Source organism: Kitasatospora sp. NPDC059408 (assembly GCF_042751525.1).
Lineage (GTDB): Bacteria > Actinomycetota > Actinomycetes > Streptomycetales > Streptomycetaceae > Kitasatospora.
The window spans coordinates 302,767-322,091 of record NZ_JBHYWI010000001.1; the positions used below are offsets into that span (position 1 = coordinate 302,767).

15 protein-coding genes are annotated in these 19,325 nt (G+C 74.1%); 10 read left to right on the forward strand and 5 right to left on the reverse strand.

The features are described from left to right. The first annotated feature begins 17 nt into the window (after positions 1-17). The 10 genes from ACFXDE_RS01275 (at position 18) to ACFXDE_RS01320 (ending at position 12,448) form a co-directional block, all read left to right on the forward strand. Positions 18-983: a FecCD family ABC transporter permease gene (locus ACFXDE_RS01275; protein ID WP_380490087.1), complete on the forward strand. Its 966-nt coding sequence runs from the start codon at positions 18-20 to the stop codon at positions 981-983. Then, positions 980-2,017 (forward strand): FecCD family ABC transporter permease, encoded by a 1,038-nt coding sequence (locus ACFXDE_RS01280; protein ID WP_380489589.1) that lies wholly within the window; start codon positions 980-982, stop codon positions 2,015-2,017. The genes ACFXDE_RS01275 and ACFXDE_RS01280 overlap by 4 nt, the downstream gene beginning before the upstream one ends. 158 nt (positions 2,018-2,175) lie before the next feature. Next, positions 2,176-3,021 (forward strand): ABC transporter ATP-binding protein, encoded by an 846-nt coding sequence (locus tag ACFXDE_RS01285; protein WP_380489591.1) that lies wholly within the window; start codon positions 2,176-2,178, stop codon positions 3,019-3,021. A gap of 79 nt (positions 3,022-3,100) precedes the next feature. Continuing rightward, entirely contained in the window at positions 3,101-4,099 is a 999-nt protein-coding gene (locus ACFXDE_RS01290; protein ID WP_380489593.1) for an ABC transporter substrate-binding protein, read from the forward strand. A 279-nt stretch (positions 4,100-4,378) separates the two neighbouring features. Further along, the gene (locus tag ACFXDE_RS01295) at positions 4,379-5,587 is read left to right on the forward strand and encodes an acetyl-CoA carboxylase biotin carboxylase subunit family protein (protein ID WP_380489595.1); all 1,209 of its coding nucleotides are present in this window, start codon (positions 4,379-4,381) and stop codon (positions 5,585-5,587) included. Then, positions 5,584-7,299 (forward strand): IucA/IucC family protein, encoded by a 1,716-nt coding sequence (locus tag ACFXDE_RS01300; protein ID WP_380489597.1) that lies wholly within the window; start codon positions 5,584-5,586, stop codon positions 7,297-7,299. The genes ACFXDE_RS01295 and ACFXDE_RS01300 overlap by 4 nt, the downstream gene beginning before the upstream one ends. Then, positions 7,296-8,543, forward strand: coding sequence for an MFS transporter (locus ACFXDE_RS01305; RefSeq protein ID WP_380489599.1), 1,248 nt, complete (start codon positions 7,296-7,298; stop codon positions 8,541-8,543). The genes ACFXDE_RS01300 and ACFXDE_RS01305 overlap by 4 nt, the downstream gene beginning before the upstream one ends. After that, positions 8,540-10,246, forward strand: coding sequence for an IucA/IucC family protein (locus ACFXDE_RS01310; protein WP_380489601.1), 1,707 nt, complete (start codon positions 8,540-8,542; stop codon positions 10,244-10,246). Before ACFXDE_RS01305 ends, ACFXDE_RS01310 begins: the two co-directional genes overlap by 4 nt. After that, positions 10,243-11,445, forward strand: coding sequence for a type III PLP-dependent enzyme (locus ACFXDE_RS01315; protein ID WP_380489602.1), 1,203 nt, complete (start codon positions 10,243-10,245; stop codon positions 11,443-11,445). Before ACFXDE_RS01310 ends, ACFXDE_RS01315 begins: the two co-directional genes overlap by 4 nt. A 205-nt stretch (positions 11,446-11,650) precedes the next feature. Further along, positions 11,651-12,448 (forward strand): inositol monophosphatase family protein, encoded by a 798-nt coding sequence (locus tag ACFXDE_RS01320; RefSeq protein WP_380437347.1) that lies wholly within the window; start codon positions 11,651-11,653, stop codon positions 12,446-12,448. Between the two features lie 113 nt (positions 12,449-12,561). On the opposite strand, the gene ACFXDE_RS01325 is transcribed toward ACFXDE_RS01320, so the two are convergent. The 5 genes from ACFXDE_RS01325 to ACFXDE_RS01345 form a co-directional block, all read right to left on the reverse strand. Further along, complete coding sequence (locus ACFXDE_RS01325; protein WP_380489604.1) at positions 12,562-13,815, reverse strand: cytochrome P450; 1,254 nt, start codon at positions 13,813-13,815, stop codon at positions 12,562-12,564. Between the two features lie 44 nt (positions 13,816-13,859). After that, entirely contained in the window at positions 13,860-14,726 is an 867-nt protein-coding gene (locus tag ACFXDE_RS01330; RefSeq protein WP_380489606.1) for a tRNA-dependent cyclodipeptide synthase, read from the reverse strand. Positions 14,727-15,240: 514 nt separating this feature from the next. Next, a complete protein-coding gene (locus ACFXDE_RS01335; protein WP_380490090.1) occupies positions 15,241-16,704 on the reverse strand; it encodes a pyridoxal phosphate-dependent decarboxylase family protein in 1,464 nt (487 codons plus the stop codon). Between the two features lie 152 nt (positions 16,705-16,856). Beyond that, the gene (locus ACFXDE_RS01340) at positions 16,857-18,371 is read right to left on the reverse strand and encodes a diaminobutyrate--2-oxoglutarate transaminase family protein (RefSeq protein WP_380489608.1); all 1,515 of its coding nucleotides are present in this window, start codon (positions 18,369-18,371) and stop codon (positions 16,857-16,859) included. Positions 18,372-18,596: 225 nt separating this feature from the next. Beyond that, positions 18,597-19,310 carry a response regulator gene (locus ACFXDE_RS01345; RefSeq protein WP_380490092.1) on the reverse strand — a complete coding sequence of 238 codons (714 nt, stop codon included), beginning with the start codon at positions 19,308-19,310 and terminating at the stop codon, positions 18,597-18,599. Positions 19,311-19,325: the final 15 nt, after the last annotated feature.

Genomic DNA, 19,325 nt, shown 5'->3' on the forward strand with positions numbered 1-19,325 from the left:
CTGCGCTCCGGCAGCCCCTGCTGCTGGCCGCGGGCCTGTGCGCGCTCGTGCTGTGCGCCGCGCTGAGCCTCGCGCTCGGCTCGCGCTCCATCCCGCTGTCCACCGTGGCCGACGCCCTGACCGGCACGGCCCACGGCGGTGACGCCGACGTGGTGACGGGCCTTCGGGTCCCGCGCACCCTCATCGGGCTGGCGGTCGGGGCGGCGCTCGGCGTGGCCGGAGCCGTCGCCCAGGGCGTCACCCGCAACCCGCTGGCCTCGCCGGTCACCCTCGGCATCAACGCCGGCGCGAGCCTCGCCGTCGTCGCCGCGATCTACACCCTCGACCTCGCCCGGCCCGCCCAGTACGTCTGGTTCGCCTTCGCCGGCGCGGCCGTCGCCGCCGTCGCCGCGTACGCGATGTCCCGCCGCGGCGGCGACCTCGACCCGGTCCGGCTCGCGCTCGGCGGCACGGTGCTCACCGTCGTGCTCACCTCGTGGACCTCGGCGCTGATGCTGGCCAGTCACCGCACGCTCGACGAGGCCCGGTTCTGGCTGGCCGGCTCGATCGCCGGACGGCAGCTGGACGCCCTCACCCCAGTCCTGCCCTTCCTCGCGGTCGGCCTGCTCGGCGCGTTCGCGATCTCCCCCGCGCTCAACGCGCTGGCCCTCGGCGACGAGGCGGCCCAGTCGCTCGGCGTGCCGGTGGCCCGGATCCGGGTCGCCGGCGGGCTCGCCGTCGTCCTGCTGGCGGGCGGCGCGGTCGCCGTCGCCGGACCGGTGGCGTTCATCGGACTGGCCGCCCCGCACCTCGTCCGCCCGCTCCTCGGCAACGACCACCGCTGGCTGCTGCCCGGCTGCCTGATCGCCGGTCCGCTGCTGCTGCTCGCCGCCGACGTGCTCGGGCGGCTCGTGGTCCGCCCGTCCGAGATCGAGGTCGGCATCGTCACCGCCTTCCTCGGCGCGCCGCTGCTCGCGGTGCTGGCACGGAAGGTGGCCCGGTGACCGCGATCGCCGCCGCCCCGACGGGCGCGCTCACCCGCCGCCGCGTCCGCACCGCCGCCTGGTCGGTGCTGGCCGCCGCCCTGCTCGTGCTCCTGACGGGCATCGCCCTCGGCACCGGGCAGGTCGGCATCTCCGCGTGGGACGCGCTGCGCGCCCTCGTCGGCCAGGGCACGCCCGGGGACGTCCTCGTCGTGCAGGAGTTCCGGGCGCCGCGCGTCGTGTCCGCGCTGATCGCGGGCGCCGGGCTGGCCATGGCCGGCTCGATGCTCCAGCGCCTCTTCCGCAACCCGCTGGCCTCCCCCGACACCATCGGCGTCACCGGCGGCGCCTCCTTCGGCGCGGTGCTCATGCTCGCCACCGGCGCCTCGCAGCAGCTGATCCCGCTCGCCGCACTCGGCGGCGGACTGCTCGCCGCGCTCCTCCTCGGCGGCTTCGCGTGGCGCTCCAAGATGGCCGTGACCCGTCTGGTCCTGGTCGGCCTGGCGGTCCAGCAGGGCCTCGCCGCCGCCGTGAACCTGATGATCGTACGGTTCCCGGCCGAGCTCGCCTCCTCCGCGATGCAGTGGACCACCGGCTCCCTCTACGGCCGCACCTGGACCGAGGTCTCGATCGGTGGCACCGCCATCGGACTCACCGCCGCCGCCGTCGTGCTCTGCCAGCGCCGCGTGGCCGTCCTCGACCTCGGCGACGACTCCGCCGGCGGCCTCGGGCTCAACCCCGGCCGTGACCGGATGTGGCTGCTGCTGCTCACCATCACCCTCGCCTCGCTCGCCGCCGCCCTCACCGGGCCGGTCGCCTTCGTCGCGCTCGCCGTCCCGCACCTGGTCCGGCTGCTCGCCGGGCCGCCCACCCTCGGCACACTCGGACTCACCGCCCTCACCGGCGCCGTCCTGCTGCTCGGCGCCGACCTCCTCGTGCTCCACGTGATCCCCGTCCACGGCCTGCCGGTCGGTGCCGTCACCGCCACCCTCGGCGCGCCCTGGCTCCTGGTGCTGATGATCCGCCAGGGCCGGCTTCCCCAGAGGAGCAGCTGATGACCGCCCCCGAGACGCCCCTCGCCGAGAAGACGGCCGTGGAGAAGACGGCCGTGTTGGAGGCAGACGTGGAGAAGACGGCCGTGGAGAGCACAGGCGCGGAGAGGACAGGCGTGGAGAGGACAGGCGCAGAGAGCACAGGCGCGGAGAGGACAGGCGTGGATGCGACCGCCGGCGGCACGAACCGCCTCGCCACCCACGGGCTCGGCCTGCGCTACGGCGACCGCGTGATCGTCGACGGGCTCGACCTCGAACTTCCCGGCGGCGCGGTCACCGCGATCGTCGGCCCGAACGCGTGCGGCAAGTCCACGCTGCTGCGCGGACTCGTCCGCCTCCTCGACCCGGCCGCCGGGACCGTCACCCTCGACGGCTCCGACATCCACCGGATGCCGTCCCGGGCCCTCGCCAAGCGGCTCGGCCTCCTGCCGCAGCAGCCGGTCACGCCCGAGGCGATCACCGTCGAGTCGCTGGTGCGGCTCGGCCGCTACCCGCACCAGCGGATGCTGAGCCCGTGGTCCAGGGCCGACCAGGCCGCCGTCGAGGACGCCCTCGCCCGCACCGGCACCGCCGAACTGCGCGACCAGCAGGTCGACCGGCTCAGCGGCGGGCAGCGCCAGCGCGCCTGGATCGCGCTCGCGCTCGCCCAGGACACCGACCTCCTGCTCCTCGACGAACCGACCACCTTCCTCGACCTGCGCCACCAGCTCGACGTCCTCGACCTCGTCGCCGACCTGCACGAGGAGGCCGGGCGGACCGTGGTCATGGTGCTGCACGACCTCGGGCAGGCCGCCCGGTACGCCGACCACCTCGTCGTCCTCAAGGACGGGCGGCTCGCGGCCGCCGGGGCACCGTCGGAGGTGCTGACGGCCGAGCTGGTGGAGGCCGTCTTCCAGGTGCCGTGCCGGGTGGTGCCCGACCCGGAGACGGGCACGCCGCTCGTCGTGCCGCGGGCGCGGGATCGCGCTCGTGCTCGCGCTCGTGCTCGCGCCTCGGCTGCGGTCTGACCTCCCTTTTCCTCTTCCTCCTCCCCTTCCGCTTCCTCTTCGTCCCCCGCTCTCCGCTCGACCCGATCCAAGGATTCCGATGAACCGCCGACTGCCCGCCGTCATCCTCACCGCCACGCTCTCCACCGCGCTGCTCGCCGCCTGCGGCAGCAACGGGGACGGCGCCAAGGCGGGCGGCGACTCCGCCTCCTCGTCCGCCTCCGCCGGCACCGCCGCGGGCTTCCCGCGCAGCGTCAAGCACGCGGCCGGCACCGCCGAGATCAAGAGCCAGCCCAAGCGCGTCGTGGTCCTGGACAGCGGCGAGCTCGACGACGTCACCCTGCTCGGCATCACGCCGGTCGGCGCCGTCTCCCCGCACATGAAGACCGAGGGCGGCTTCCCGAACTACCTCAAGGACAAGATCAAGGACACCAAGGACGTCGGCCCGATGAACGAGCCGAACCTGGAGCTGATCGCCTCCCTCAAGCCCGACCTGATCCTGTCCTCCAAGGTCCGCCACGCCAAGGTCTACGACCAGCTGAACGCGATCGCGCCGACCGTCCTCGCCGAGACCACCGGCTTCCCGTGGAAGGAGAACCTCGCCCTCTACGCCCAGGCGCTCGGCAAGGAGGACGAGGCGAAGAAGGCGCTCGCCGACTACCAGGCGCGGGCCGTCAAGCTCGGCGAGGAGATCAAGGCGAAGAACGGCGGCACGATGCCGACCGCGTCCGTGGTCCGCTTCGTGGCCGGGCCGACCCGCCTGTACGCGAAGGCCTCCTACAGCGGCGTCGTGCTCAAGGACGTCGGCCTGGCCCGCCCGGCCTCGCAGGACGTCGACAAGAACATCGTCGAGGTCAGCGCCGAGCAGATCAACCAGGCCGACGCGGACCTGGTGTTCGTCACGACGGCCGACGACCCGTCGAAGACCAAGGAGAGCGAGGTCCAGCAGACCCCGGTCTGGCAGGGCCTCAACGCCGTGAAGAACAACAAGGTGTTCACCGTCCCGGACGAGACCTGGATGTCCGGCATCGGCGTCCAGGCCGCCGACGCCATGCTCGTCGACATCGCCAAGGCCGCGGGCGTCGAGGCCCCGAAGTAGCCGACGGCAGCCGGCCCCGGCAGCGGGGCCGGCCGGACCCCCGGCCCCCGGACTGCCGGGACATCCCGGACCGCCGGACTGCCGGACTGCCCGCAGCGGGCGGAGGACGGCGAACAGGGGCGGAGCGACAGATGACAGCGAACAGATAACAGATTTCGAAATCTGTTATCTGTCATCTGTTCGCCGTCCGTCGTCGCCCGTCAGGCGCCCCTCCAGCCGTCCGCCGCCACCCGTCCGCCGCCACTCGCCCGCGACCACCCCAGCGAGGACCTCCACGCCATGCGGCTCTACCTGCTCGCCCTCAATCCCACCGACTCGGTCACCGCCGGTTTCCTGCCCGCCGCCGCCCGGCTCGGGCTCGACGTGACCGTGCTCACCGACTGCGCCGAACCCCACCGGCGGGCCTACTCCTCTCTGCCGTTCGCCGCCCCCGAGGTGCTGGAGTGCGACGTCCGGGACTTCCGCGCCGTGGTCAGCCTGGTCTCCCGCCACCACGCGCCGGACGCGGTGTTCAGCAACAGCGATCACCTCCAGACCCAAACGGCCCTCGCCGCCGAGTACTTCGGCCTGCCGGCCAAGGACTGGAAGGCCGCACTGCGGGCCAAGGACAAGGGCCAGCTGCGCCGCCACCTCGCCCTCACCGGCCAGGACACCGTCTGGTCCGCCGAGCTGGCCCCCGGCCAGGACCCGGCCGAGCTGGACCCGCCGTTCCCGTGCGTCGTCAAGCCGCGCGAGGGAGTCGCCAGCGAGGACGTCACGCTCGTCGCCGACGCCGCCGAACTCGCCCTGCGCTGCAAGGAGATCCAGCACCGCAGGGCCGGCGCCACGCTGGTCGTCGAAGAGTTCCTGGACGGACGCCTCTGCACCCTGGAGACGCTCGGCGACGGCCGCACCCGCCACGCCCTCGGCGGCTTCCGCACCCGGCTCTCGCCTCCCCCGGACTTCATCGAGGAGGTCCTGGAGTTCGTCCCCGCCCACCCCGCGGCCGTCGTCGCCCAGGTCCTCGCCCAGCTCGACGCACTCGGCGTCGGACTCGGCGCCTGCCACACCGAGTTCGTCGTCCAGCCGGACGGCCGCGCCCGGATCATCGAGGTCAACTACCGTGCCATCGGCGACCAGTGCGACCTCATGCTCGCCGAGATCCTCGGGATCCCGCTCTTCGAGCACATCCTGAGCGTCCACCTCGGCCGCGAACTCCCCTCCGACCTCGCGGATCTGTGCGCCGCGACCCCACGCCGCGCCCGCAACGAGGTGGTCTGCGCCGACCGCGCCGGCGTCCTCACCACCGCCCCCGCCCCGTACGACGAGGAGCGCGACGGCGTCCGGCTCGCCTACCGCCCGCTGCGCCCGCTCGGGGAGCGGCACGAGCACCACCGCACCAACCGCGACTACCTGGGCGTCATCTGGGCCATCGGCGAGGACCAGGACGCCGTCGACGCCGCCGTCGCCCGTTTCCTCGCCGCCAACCGCTGGGAGATCACCCCGTGACCGCCGCCGAGCAGCTCACCCTTCGCGTGCTCTCCGCCCTCGTCCGCGAGGACGTCCTCGGCCTCCGCACCCGCGGCACGGTCGAACACCGGGCGGACGGCTCCTGGCTCGTCCTCGCCGACGCCGCGCTCGCCATACCCGTCGCCCCCGAGGGCTTCCAGTCCGAGTACGCGGCGCGCCTACCCCTCGTGGACCTCGCCGGTCGCCGACTCACCGACCTGGACGCCATCGTGGCGAACCTCACCGAGCTGGCCGACCCCGAGGACCGGCCCGGCTGGACGGCCCTCGCCGAGGAATGCCGCCAGACCCTCATCACCATGGAACTGCACGAGCAGGTCCGACCCGAGGTGCACGCGCGGCTCACCGACCTCTACGGCGCCGACCCGGCCGCCTGGAACGGCGCCGCCGCGAGCCTCGGCCACGACACCCTCGCCGCCTACCTCGACCACCCGGTCTACCCGACCGCACGCGGCCGGGCCGGTCTCGGCGAGGCCGAACTGCGCGCCTTCGCACCGGAGTTCCACCCAGCCTTCGAGCTGCGCTGGCTGGCCGTGCCCACCGACGCCGTCACCGCCCACGGCGCCGCGCCGCTCCCCAGCTGGTGGCCCACCCCGGCCTGGCTCGGCCTCGGCGACGCCTGCCCCGGCGACGGCTGGACCACCCTGCCCGTGCACCCGCTCACCGTCGGCGCCCCGCTCGACGCGGCGCTCGCGGCCACCGGCCTGGCCGGCCGCGCGATCCTCGCCGACCGCCCGTACCTGACCGTCGTGCCCACGCTCTCCATGCGCACCGTCGCCGTCGCCGACAACCCCGCCTGCCACCTCAAGCTCCCGCTCGCCACCGCCAGCCTGGGCCGGCTCAACCGCCGCACCATCAAGCCCGGCACCCTGGTCGACGGCGCCGCCGGGCAGCGCCTGATCGAGGCCGTGCTGGCCCGCGAACCGCGCTTCACGGGCCGGATCCTGCACGCCGACGAGCAGACCTACGCCCACGCCGGGCACGAACTGCTCGCCGTGCTGCTGCGCCGCTACCCGGCCGGGCTCGACCAGGCCGTCACAGTCCCGCTCGCCTCGCTGCTGGCACCCGCGCCCGGCGGCCGGCTCGTCATCGACCACCTCGCCGACCGCTTCTACGGCGGCGACCCGGTCGCCCTCTACGACGACCTGCTGGAGCTGCTGTTCGACTGGCAGACCACGCTGTTCGGCTACGGCATCGCGCTGGAGTCGCACCAGCAGAACACCTCCGTCATCCTCGATCAGGGCGGCCTGCGCCTCCTCTACAAGGACGACGACGGCCCGCGTGTCCACACCGGCCGCCTGACGGCCAAGCTCGGCGAACTCGCTCCCGGCGCCGAGGAGTTCGACGACGCACGGATCTTCGGCGAGGACGACCGGGCGCTGACCGACCTCTTCACCACCATCACCGGCCACCTCTGCACCGCCTCCCTCGCCTTCGGCCTCGCCGACCACGGTCGCGCCGAACTCGGGGACACGCTCGCCCTGTTGCGCAAGCGCCTCGCGGAAGCCGTCGACCGCCTCGGACCGGTGGGCGCGCCGCTGCGCACGAGCCTGCTGGACGCCGAACGGCTGCCGGTCAAGGCCATGGTCACCGCAGGCACCCTGCTCACCAAGCAGCGCTCGGGCGCCGCCGACATCAACAAGCACTACACGAGCGGCCCCAACTACCTCCTGGTGAACGGCCTCCCGCGATGACCGCGGACGTGGAGGCACTGCCGCAGCGGAGGCCCGTCGAGGCCGACCGCTCCGACGGGCTCGGCCGCCGTCAGGTGCACGCCGTCGCGGCCTGCTACTTCGTCGCCTCCTTCGCCGCGCTCGGCCTGCCGCCCTACCTGACCGCGATCCTGCCCACGCTCGGCGACGCACAGGCCCGGTGGGCCGGCGTGCTCTACATCGTGCCGACCGTGTTCAGCGCACTCGGCGCCCCGCTGTGGGGCCGACTGGCCGACCGGTTCGGCCGCAAGCGTCTGCTGCTGCGCGCCCAACTCGGGCTCACCGTCTCGTTCCTGCTCGCCGGTGCGGCCGACAGCCTGCCCGCGTTCACCGTCGCGCTCGTCCTCCAGGGCTTCCTCGGCGGCACCTTCGCGGCCACCAACGGCTACCTCGCCGCCGCGCTCGACGGCCCCCGGCTCTCCCGGGCGCTCACCCTGATGCAGGGCAGCGCGCGAGCGGCACTCGTGGCCGCCCCGATCCTGGTCGGCGCGCTGTCCCCGTGGATCGACCCGCACCGCCAGTACCTGGTGATGGCCGTACTCCCGCTCGCAGCGGCCCTGTTGCTGTTGCGGCTGCCCGAGCCCAAGGCCGCCCGCCGGGCCGAGGTGGTCACCACCGACGTCCCGGCGAGCGAGACCTCGGCCGAACACAGCGCGCCGGTCTCCCTCCGGCCGCTCTACGCCTTCGAGTTCACCTTCGTCTTCGCCACCGTCATTTCCTTCCCCTACCTGATCACGCTGGCCCAGCAACGTCTGCCGGGCGTCTCGGGCATCACCACCGGCGTGCTCTTCGCCCTGCCGCACCTGTGCTACCTGGTGTTCGCGGCCCACACCCACACCCTTTTCCACGCCCGTCCGCACACCGGGATCGCGCTCGGCTTCGCCTGTGTGACCGTCGGCCTCGCCGGACACGCCGTCGCCTACTCACTGCCGGTGTTCGTCGCCGTGCGGCTCCTGCTCGGCGCCGGGCTCACACTCGGCCTGGTCAGCCTCGCCGTCCTGGCCGCCGGAGCCGCCAAGGGCCGCCAACCCGGCCGGATGTTCGGCACCCTCGAACTCGTCTCCAAGGGCGGCGCAGTCGCCGCCGGCGCCGTCGCCGCGCTGGCCAACGACCGTTTCGGCGCCGCCGCTCCCGTGGTCGCCGGCACCGCCGCCGCCCTGCTCGCCGCCCTTGCGGCCACCGCACTCACCGTCCCGTCCGCCCGCCAGCGCTGGAGTCGCCGATGACCCACGAACTGCCCACCGCCGACGACGCGGTGGCCCACACCCTGCTCAACTGCCTGCTGCGCGAGGTCTCCGCCCCCGAGCACCAGACCGCCGTCACCGACAACCGCCTCCAGATCCGCCTCCCCCGCCGCGGCGTCCTCCTGCGGGCCGCCCTGCGCCGAACCTCCCTGCTCGGCGCGCACCGCTTCAACGGCCCCGTCGAGATCGAACGCTCCGGCGGCTGGGAAGAGTTGGACTGGCGCGAGCTCGCGGAACACGTCCAGGGCGAACTCGAACTGCGCACCGGCACGGTGAACGAGGAGTTCACCGACCAGGTCGCCTCCAGCCACGAAGGCGTGCGCACGGGCCTGGCGGACAGGCCGGCCGCTGGACGGGACCGCTACCTCGACTCCGAGCAGGCCCTGCTCTTCGGGCACCGCTTCCACCCGGCGCCCAAGTCCCGCTCGGCCGCCCGGGGCGACTGGCGCGACTACGCCCCGGAGTCGCGCGCGGCGTTCCGACTGCGCCACCTGGCCGTCCGCGAGGAACTGCTGGCCGGACACTCGCTCGACGCCGCCTCGACCGCCCTGCTCGACGGGCTCGGCGAGGTGCCGGCCGGGTACCGCCTGCTGCCCGCCCACCCGTGGCAGTACCAACTCATCGGCGATCACCCGCTGCTGCGCGGCGCCCTGGCCAGCGGCGACGTGCTCGACCTCGGCCCGCGCGGCGAGGAGTTCGCCGCCACCGCCTCGGTGCGCACCCTCTACGGCGCGGACGCGTTCCTCAAGTTCAGTCTCAACGTCCGGATCACCAACTGCCTGCGCAAGAACGCCGCGTACGAGCTGACCGGTGCGGTCACACTCACCCAGGTGCTCGCCCCCGCGCTCGCCGACCTCGCCCGGCGCTTCCCCGACGCCGCGATGCTGCGCGAACCCGCCTACCGCACGCTGGCGTTGCCCGGGGCGGACGGCCGACCGGACCAGTCGCTGTTCGAGGGCTTCGGACTCATCGTCCGCGAGGGCCTCGGCGGCGTGCTGCGGCCCGGCGTCACGCCGCTGCTCGCGGCGGCCGTCGCCGACGAACACCCGACGAGCTCCGCGCACATCTCCCGCCTGCTGGACGGCAGTTCGGACGGACACGAGGCCCTCGACTGGTGGCGCGCCTATCTGCGACTGCTCATCCCGCCGGTGCTGGCCGCCTACTTCGACCACGGCGTCGTCCTCGAACCGCACCTGCAGAACGTCCTCATCGGCGTCGACGCCGCCGGTCACCCGACCCAGGTGCTCTTCCGCGACCTGGAGGGCACCAAGCTCGTCCCCGAGCAGAACGCCGCCCTGCTCGCGGCACTGCCGCCCGAGGTCGCCGGACCGATGACGTACGACGCCGAACGCGGCTGGGACCGGGTCGTCTACTGCCTCCTGGTCAACCACGTCGCCGAACTGCTCGCCGCGCTCGCCGACCGCCACCCGGAGCTGGAGGGCGCCCTCTGGCAGACGGTCCGGGACACCCTGGAGGAGTACGCGGCCGCCCACGGCCGCCCGCCGCGCCTGCGCGCGCTCCTCGCCGGCGTCCCGCTGCCCGCCAAGGCCAACCTGCTGACCCGCTGGGAGCGCAAGGCCGACCGCGAGGCCGGATACGTCCGACTGCCGTCGCCGCTCGCCGGGTCCGTACTCGCGGAGGCCGCCCGGATGCCCCTCACCGTCCCCGTTGGGAGCGCCCGATGACCGAGTCCGTCCGCCGGCACGTCGCCGAACTCAGCCCCGACGAACTGCCCGCCTACGTCTACGACCTGGCCGCACTGCGCGACCACGCCGCTGCCGTGCGGGCCGCGCTGCCGGAGCGGGTCGAGCTGTACTACGCCGCCAAGGCCAACCCGGAGGCTCCGGTACTGGTCGCGCTGCGCGAGGCCGTCGACGGCTACGAGGTGTCCAGCGGAGGTGAGTTGGCGCACGTGCGGGCAGCCGTGCCCGGCGCTCCCCTCGCCTTCGGCGGGCCCGGAAAGACCCCCGCCGAAATCGTGGCCGCGGTCGACGCGGGCGTACACCGCTGGCACGTCGAGAGCGAGCAGGAGCTCCACCGCCTGGCCGCCGTCCTCGCGGACCGGCCCGGCACGGTGGTCGACGTGCTGCTACGCGTCAACCTCCCGGTCGGGACGGGCACGTTGGACGCCGTGGCGCTCGCGATGGGCGGACGGCCGACACCGTTCGGACTCGACCCGGACCGCGCCGAGGAATGCGTCCGCCTCCTCACCGGCGACGGCCCGATCGGACGGCGGCTGCGCCTGCGCGGGGTGCACGCCCACCTCGCCAGCGGTCTGGCCGCAGCGGACCAACTCGCCCTCGCGGAAGGGATCGTGGAATGGTCGGCCGCTCTGGCCGAGCGGCACGGCTTCCCGCTGGAGGAGGTCAACGTCGGCGGCGGCATGGCCGTCGACTACGACGATCCGGGCCGCCGCTTCGACTGGACCGCCTTCGGCGAAGGGCTCGCCAAGCTGCTCGACGCCCACCCCGGACTGACCCTGCGGATCGAGCCCGGCCGCGCGCTCACGGCGTACTGCGGCTGGTACGCGACCGAGGTGCTGGACGTGAAGGCCAGCCACGGCGAGGACTTCGCGGTCGTCCGCGGCGGCACCCACCACCTGCGGACCCCGGCCACGCGCGGACATTCGCAGCCGTTCGAGGTCCTGGCGGTGGAGGCGTGGCCGCACCCGTGGCCGCGTCCCGCGGTGAAGACCGGCCGGGCCACGCTGGCCGGCCAGCTCTGCACCCCGAAGGACGTCCTCGCGCGCGCCGCCGAGGGCGCCGACGGCCTGCGGTCGGCGGACCGGGTGCTGTTCGCGATGGCGGGCGCGTACGCGTGGAACATCTCCCACCACGAGTTCCTGATGCACCCCCACCCGGGCTTCCACTACCTGGGCAACTGACCGACGCCGCGAGGCCTCCCGCCGCCCCGGACCGACGTGCTGCACCGGGGCGCCGGCGGATGACGACCGACGGCGAACAGATAACAGCTGACAGATAACAGATTTTGAAATCTGTTATCTGTCAGCTGTCAGTCGTCACCCCCGCAGGTCACCCCCGCACGGTCGTGCGAAAGTGGTAACCAGCGAAGGGAGCGCGGACGTGCTGATGGACAAGGTGGCGGAGATTCTCGCCGAGGCTTCGGCCGAGGCGGTGGAGCCGCGTTTCCGCGCGCTTGCGGCCGGCGAGGTGATGGAGAAGGCTCCCGGCGAGATCGTGACGGTCGCCGACCGCGAGGCCGAGGCGATCATCGAACGGCGGCTGCGCGAGCTCCTGCCCGTCCCCGTGGTCGGCGAGGAGGCCGTCGCCGCCGACCCCTCGCTCGCCCACGCCCTGCACTCCGAGCCCGCCGTCTGGCTGGTGGACCCCGTCGACGGCACCTCCAACTTCGTCGCGGGCCGCCCCGACTACGCCGTCATGTGCTCCCTCGTCCGCAGCGGCCGGACCGTCGCCTCCTGGATCTGGCAGCCGTCCACCGCCACCGCCTACCGCGCCGAACTGGGCGCCGGCGCCTGGCGCGACGACGCCCGCCTCACCCGCGCACCGGCCCCCCACGACCCCGCCAAGCTGCGCGGCATCGTGAAGAGCCGGTTCCTCGACCCCGACCACCGCCGCCGCCTCGAAGCCAACGCCGCCGCTTTCGGCGAGCTCTCCCCCGGCCGCAACGCCGCCGGCATCGAGTACCCCGACGTCGCCGACGGCCACACCGACTTCGTCTTCTACTGGCGCACGCTCCCCTGGGACCACGCCCCCGGCGGCCTGCTCCTCGCCGAGGCCGGCGGCGTCGCCGCCCGCATGGACGGCAGCACCTACCGGCCCGAGGCCCCCGGCTGCGAGGACGGCCTGCTGGTCGCCGCCGACCCGGAGACCTGGGAGCTGGCCCGCGGCATCCTCATGGCCGACTGAGCCCCTCCACGGCCTCTCCCTGACCTCTCCCTCCTCCCCATCCGACAGCCGCCGAGGACGGCCGGCAGGCCGCCGGAGGCCGGTCACCGCACGACCGCTCACGACACGACCGGTCACCACACGACCGGAAGCCGCTCCGGCAGCCGCTTGATGAACCCCGGCCGCCACGCCAACTGCTCGGCCGGAAGGGCGAGCCGCAGGGCGGGCAGGCGCTCGACGAGCGCCGTGATCGCGATCTCGGCGTGCGTGCGGCCGAGTGCCGAGGCCGGGCAGAAGTGGCGGCCCGCCCCGAACGCGAGGTGCGGGTTGCTCGTCCGGCCGAAGTCGATCCGCTCCGGGTCGGGGAAGACCGCCGGGTCGTAGTTGGCACCCTCGACCAGGACGAGTACCAACTCGCCGGCCCTCACCATCACGTCGCCCACCTGAACATCGTCGAGCGCGAGACGCGGCAGGGCATCGCCGATCGACAGGTTGACCCGCAGCAGCTCGTCCACCGCGGCTCCGATCAGCGCGGGCTCGGCCCGCAGCCGGTCGGCGAGTTCGGGCTGCTCGCACAGGTAGACGATCGCGTTGAGCAGGAAGGACGACGTCGAGACGGCACCCGCGCCGAACAGCGACAGCGCGACGGTGGCGAGCAGTTCGTCGCTGACGCGGTCCGACACGTCCGGGGAGCGGCGCAGTTCGGCGAACCGTCCGAGCAGGCCATCCGTCGGCTCCGGGTCCGCGTTGAGCTGCCCGACCATGTAGCCGAGGTCCTTGTACCAGTTGGGGGTCGCGCCCGCGAACGGCGTCGGGCTGGTGATGAAGGCGACGTCGATGCCGGCCATCAGCCGCCGCCAGTCGTCGGTGGGGATGCCGAGGAGGCGGCAGTGCAGGGCCGCGGAGTAGGGCTCGGTGAAGCCGTCCCGGAGTTCGCCGGGGGCGCCCTGGGCGACGAGCCCGTCGATCAGCCGGTGGGCCTCGGCCCTGAGCCAGCCGTCGAGTTCGCGGTCGGCGCGCGGGGAGAGCGTCTTCATGACGGCGTTGCGCAGCCCGGCGCTGTTGATGTTGCCCATGTTGTTGACGACCTCGGGCGGGATGGTCAGCGCGTACTGGCGCGGGACGCCGGGGTTGGCGGTGTCCTTGAGACTGAACCGCTCGTCCTCCAGCACCTGCTTGGCGAGCGCGTGGCTGCTGACCAGCCAGGCCGGATCGCCGGTCAGGGTACGGACCTTGGCGATCGGCCGCTCCTCTCGCAGTACGGCCACCTCCGCCGGGAGGACGTCCCCCCGGCGCGGGAGCGGGAACTCGGCGTACGGGCACGTGCCGCCCTGCGGTGCGCCGTTCGACGTGGCGGGCTCGGTGGTCACCGGGTCGGTGACGGTCATGGGTGTGGCTCCTCGGAGAGATGGTTCGAGCGGCTTGGGATCGGTCAGGCGGCGCGTGCGGGCAGCGCGGGCTCGGCGTCGAGCGAGGCACTGGGCACGACATCGGACCCGATGTCGGACCCGACGTCGGACCCGATCTCGGACGGGGCCGCGGACGCGGTGCCGGTCCGCGTCGCGGCCGGGCGGATCACCGCGTAGCCCTGGCCGGGCACGGCGCGCAGGCCCTCGTCCCGGCCGAACAGGACGGGGGTGAGCGGGAGTTGCATGTGGTAGCAGGTGACGGACGAGGGCACCCCCAGCAGGGCCGGGGTGTCCAGGAAGAACGGCAGCTCGGCGGCGATGTACTGGATTCCGGCGGCGAGTTGGGGCTCGCTGGGCGCGAGGCCCTCGTCCAGTCGGGCCGCCAGGAAACCGCGGGCCATGCCCTCGGCGGCGTCGCGGAAGACCCGGTCGGTGTGGAGGGCCTCGACGATCTGCCCGTGCAGCCGCCGGTACACGGGGTCGCCGGCGAAGGAGGAGAGGGCGTGCACCCGGACGTCGTCCCGGCGCCCGGCCTCCTCGACCCCGCGCTCGATCCGCCGAGCCGTCGCCTTGACCTCTTTCAGGGCGCGGCGGCCGGCGTGTTCGGGGGTGTAGCCGAAGGACTCGAACTGGGCGCTGACGTGCAGGTCGGCGTAGACGATGTCGGTCCGCTCGAAGAACTGACGCCCCCACCCGAGGAGTTCGGTGATCCGGCGGTGGCTGAAATAGCTGTTGCCCGGGCTGACGCCGATGAGCAGGTGTTCTCCGCGGCGCCAGATCTCACGGCACCGGGATGAGTACGGCAGCGCCTCGTACGGGGCCGGGAATCCGGCCGGGCACCCACCGGCCCCGGCGGTTATCGGGGCTTCGTCCAGGAGGGATTCACGCATGCCTTGCCTCCGCTTCACAGCGATCGTCACAGGACTGTCTTCAGGGGGAATTACCGCGATTCACAGAAGTGCACGGCGGGTAGGCGGAGTTCACCCCTAGGTGCGGGTGGACCCGTCGCAGTGGAGGATGCGCGCCTGGTCAGGCGGCCTGACCCGAGATGCCGTGTGCGCATGGTGGGGCGGCGACCACCCGAAGTTACCGCCGCCGTTCGGGATCTCCGCAAGCCCTGCACAGGGGTTGGCGAAATGTGATCAGCGGTCGGCCGAAATCAGCCTGTACAGCCATCCGGAGTGTGTCCACGAAGATATGGCGGAGGCGGGCGAATATCGCCGGGACAGCCTCTCACACCAGTGTGCCTTCCTCCAACGCGGCGACGGGAAAAGGGATTTGTTTTGGAATCGCCGCCCCCTCGGCCCCACCGCGTCGGCCGACTCGGCCGGCCCGGCCGGCCCGGAGCGCCCGCCCTCAGCCGACCGGTTTCCCGGTGATCCAGCCGGCCGGCTCCTCGGCGCCCTAGCCGGCCCGTTCCCCGGCCACCTTGCGGCCCGCCTTGACCACCTCGCGCAACAGGGCGCCGACCTCCCCCGGCGTGCTGTGCGGGTTGAGGAGCGTCAGTTTCAGCCGGACCCTCCCGGGGCCCTCCCCCGGCAGTTCGGTGCGGCCGACCACGGCCCGTCCGGTGCGCAGCAGCAACCGGCGTAGCTGCCCGTTGAGTTCGTCGACCGCCTCGCCGTCCGTGAGGCCGCGCGGGCGGAAGCGGAACAGGACGGTCGTGAGGACGGGCTCGCCGTGGAGTTCCAGGGACGGTTCGGCGCGGACGACCTCGGCGGCGGTGCGGGCGAGGTCGTGGCAGGCGTCGACGAGCCGGCCGAGCCCGTCCCGGCCGAGGGTGCGCAGCGTGACGGCGATCTTGAAGGCGTCGGCGCGGCGGGTGGTGCGCAGCGAGCGGCCGAGGAGGCTGGGGTAGCCGGCGTGTTCGTCGTCGACGGGGTTGAGGTACTCGGCGCGGCGGGCGAGGGAGACGTAGGTCTCGGCGCGGCGGACCAGGAAGACGCCGGCGGCGGCGGGTTGCCAGCCGAGCTTGTGCCAGTCGAGGGAGACGGAGTCGGCTCGGGCGATGCCGTCGAGGAGCGGGGCGAGGCGGTCGGAGAGGAGGGCGCCGCCGCCGTACGCGGCGTCGACGTGCAGCCAGGAGCCGTAGCGTACGGCGAGGTCGGCGGCGGCGTGCAGCGGGTCGATCGCGCCGGTGTCGGTGGTGCCGGCGGTCGCGACGACGGCGATCGGGGTGTGCCCGGCCCAGGCGGTCTCGGCCAGGGTGCGTTCCAGCGCTTCGGGCTCCATGCGGAGTTGGCGGTCGACGGGGACGGCGACGACCGACCGCTCGCCGAGGCCGAGCAGGGCGGCGGCGCGTTGGACGGAGAAGTGGGCGGCCTGGGAGGCGATGATGCGCGGGCTGGCGCCGGCCGGGATGCCGTCCAACTCGACGATGCCGTCGAGGCGTTGGTCGCGGGCCAGCATGAGGCCCATGAGATTGGACTCGGTGCCGCCGGAGGTGAGGACGCCCGCGGCGCGGGCGGGGTCGTAGCCGACGAGGGCGGCGAGTTCGGCGAGGATCGCGGTTTCGACGGCGGTGGCGGCGGGGGCCTGGTCCCAGGAGTCCTGGGAGGGGTTGAGGGCGCTGACGGCGAGGTCGGCGGCGGCCGCGACGGCGAGTGGCGGGCAGTGCAGGTGGGCGGCGCAGGCGGGGTCGGCCGGGTCGGCGGCGCCGTAGGCGAGGAGTTCGGTGAGGCGGGCGAGGGCGCCGCGGCCGTGGGCGCCGGAGAGGCCGTCGGCGACGAGGGCGGTGAGCTCGGCGGGGCTTCCGGCGGGGAGCGGGCCGGCGCGCAGGCCGGTGCCGGCGTCGAGGGCGTCGAGAACGGTGGCGAGCAGGGGGCCGAGCGCGCCCGGTCCGCCGGCGCCGCCCGCGAGGGCGTCCAACGGGGATGCCGCGTCGGGGAGTTCGTGGTCGGGCTCGCGGCCGGAGTCGCCGTCGCGCCGAGACCCGCGCCCGCGCCCGCGCCCGGGCTCGTAGCCGCTCTCGTCCCCCGGTTCCCGGTCGTGCGCGGGCCCGGAGCCGGCCCCCGCGCCGGTCACCTGCCCTCCCGTACGCTCTCGGCGCCCCGGGCCGCCACCGCATCGTCCCGGCCCGACACCGGCGATCCCGCCGACCCGCTCACACCCGCCGATCCCGCCGCAGCGGACGAGGGCGCCGAACTCGTCGAACTCACCGAGCTCACCGAACTCACCGAACTCACCGAACTCACCGAGGCGATCGCGTCGGCGAGCCGGTCGAACACGGCGGCAGCCTGTTCGTCCGTGATGGTGAGCGGCGGGAGGAGCCGCAGGACGGCGTCGTGGCGCCCGCCGAGTTCGACGATCAGGCCGCGTTCCAGGCAGGCCTCGCGGACCCGGACGGCGAACGCCGGGTCGGCCGGGCGCGCGCCGCACGAGTCGGGCTCGGCCGCCGCGTCGACGAGTTCGACGCCGAGCATCAGGCCGCGCCCGCGGACGTCGCCGATGGCGGGCAGTTCGGTGGCGAGGTCGCGCAGCCGCGACGTCAGTCGGTCGCCGACGACGGCGGCGCGCTCGGCGAGGCCGTGGGCGGCGACGTACCGCAGGGTGGCGGCACCGGCGGCCATGGCGAGGGTGTTGCCGCGGAAGGTGCCGGTGTGGGCGCCGGGCCGCCAGCCGTCGTAGTCCTCGCGGTAGACGACGACGGCGAGCGGGAGGCTGCCGCCGATGGCCTTGGAGAGCACCATGGCGTCCGGGACGACGCCGCTGTGCTCCACGGCCCACATCCGCCCGGTGCGGCCGACGCCGGTCTGCACCTCGTCGACGATCAGCGGGATGCCGCGCTCGGCGGTGATGCGGCGCATCGCGCGCAGCCATCCGTCGGGGGCGGGCACGGCGCCGCCCTCGCCCTGAACGGCTTCCAGGATCATGGCGGCGGGGGTGGTGACGCCGCCGGACGGGTCGTCCAGCAGCCGTTCGACGTAGGTGGCGGAGAGGTCGGCGCCCGCGTCGCCGCCGACACCGAACGGGCAGCGGTAGCCGTACGGGTAAGGCAGCCGGACGACGTCCCCGCCGCTCGGCAGGGGCTCCTTGACGGCGGTGTTGCCGGTGAGGGCGAGGGCGCCGGCGGTCATGCCGTGGTAGGCGCCGGTGAAGGCGAGGGCACCGGAGCGGCCGGTGGCGGTCTGCATCAGCTTGAGCGCGGCCTCGACGGCGTCCGTCCCGGCCGGACCGCAGAAGTGCACCCGGGCGCGGGCGGCGAACTCCGGGGGCAGGCTCTCGAACAGGGCGGTGGTGAAGTCGTCCTTCTCGGCGGTGGCGAGGTCGAGCAGGTGCAGCGGCGCGCCGCTGTCGAGGGTGCGGCGGATCGCCTCCAGCACCACCGGGTGGTTGTGCCCGAGGGCGAGCGTCCCGGCGCCGGAGAGGCAGTCGAGGTAGCGCCGCCCGTCCGCGCCCTCGACGGTCATGCCGTTCGCCCGGACGGGGACGATCGGGAACGAGCGGGCGTACGTCCGGGCGGAGGACTCGCGGACGCGCTGGCGGCGCAGGACGGCCTCGCCGGGCGCCTGGGCGGGAATGGCGGCGAGCGACAAGACATACCCCCAGGAGAAGTTAGGTAAGCCTAACTTTATCGCCCCTGACCTGGCCGGACGCCCCGGGGTGCCCGGAACCACCCAACCGGGTGAACCTCCCCGCCCTCCCCAACGAGCGCCCGGGCGAGCGGTCACGGCCGCACGGCGGAATTTTTTCCGGGGCGTTCCGCCGCCGACTCCCGGCCGGCTCTCAGGGGCTCCCCGCACGCCAGGTCCTCCGGGGCGTCACGCGCGGCGCCCGGCCGACCCGTCCCCCGCCTTCCAGCGGTAGCAGAGCTCCGGCCGCCCGACGCTCCCGTACTGCGGCTCGCGCACGGCGAGCCCGATGTCGACGAGGTGTTCGAGGTACCGGCGCGCGGTGATCCGCGAGACCCCGGCGGCGGCGCCCGCGGCGGCGGCCGACAGCCCGGTCGCGGCCTCGCGCAGCACGCCCGCGACGGTGTCGAGGGTCGGCGCGCTGAGGCCCTTGGGCAGGGCGGTCCGCTCGGGCGTCCGGAGCAGGGCGAGCGCCTGGTCGACCTCGTCCTGGCCGGTCGCCTCGCCGGTGCGGCCGAGGCTGTCCCGGTAGCGGGCGTAGCGTTCGAGGCGGTCGTGCAGGGCGGCGGCGCTGAACGGTTTCAGCAGGTACTGGACGACCCCCGCCGAGACCGCCTGCCGGACCATGGCGAGGTCGCGGGCCGAGGTCACCGCGATGATGTCGGTGGTGTGGCCGGCGGCACGCAGCGTGCGGCAGAGCTGGAGGCCGTGGCCGTCCGGCAGGTAGAGGTCGAGCAGGGTGAGGCCGACGGGGGTCCCAGCAGCTCGGGCGCGTTCCAGGAAGCGCAGCGCGTCGGCGCAGCTGTGGACCGTGCCGACGGCGCGGAAGCCGGGCTCGCGCTCGACGTAGAGGGTGTGCGCGGCGGCGGCGACGGGGTCGTCCTCGACGATCAGCACCGGGATGCCGGGGGCGCGGGC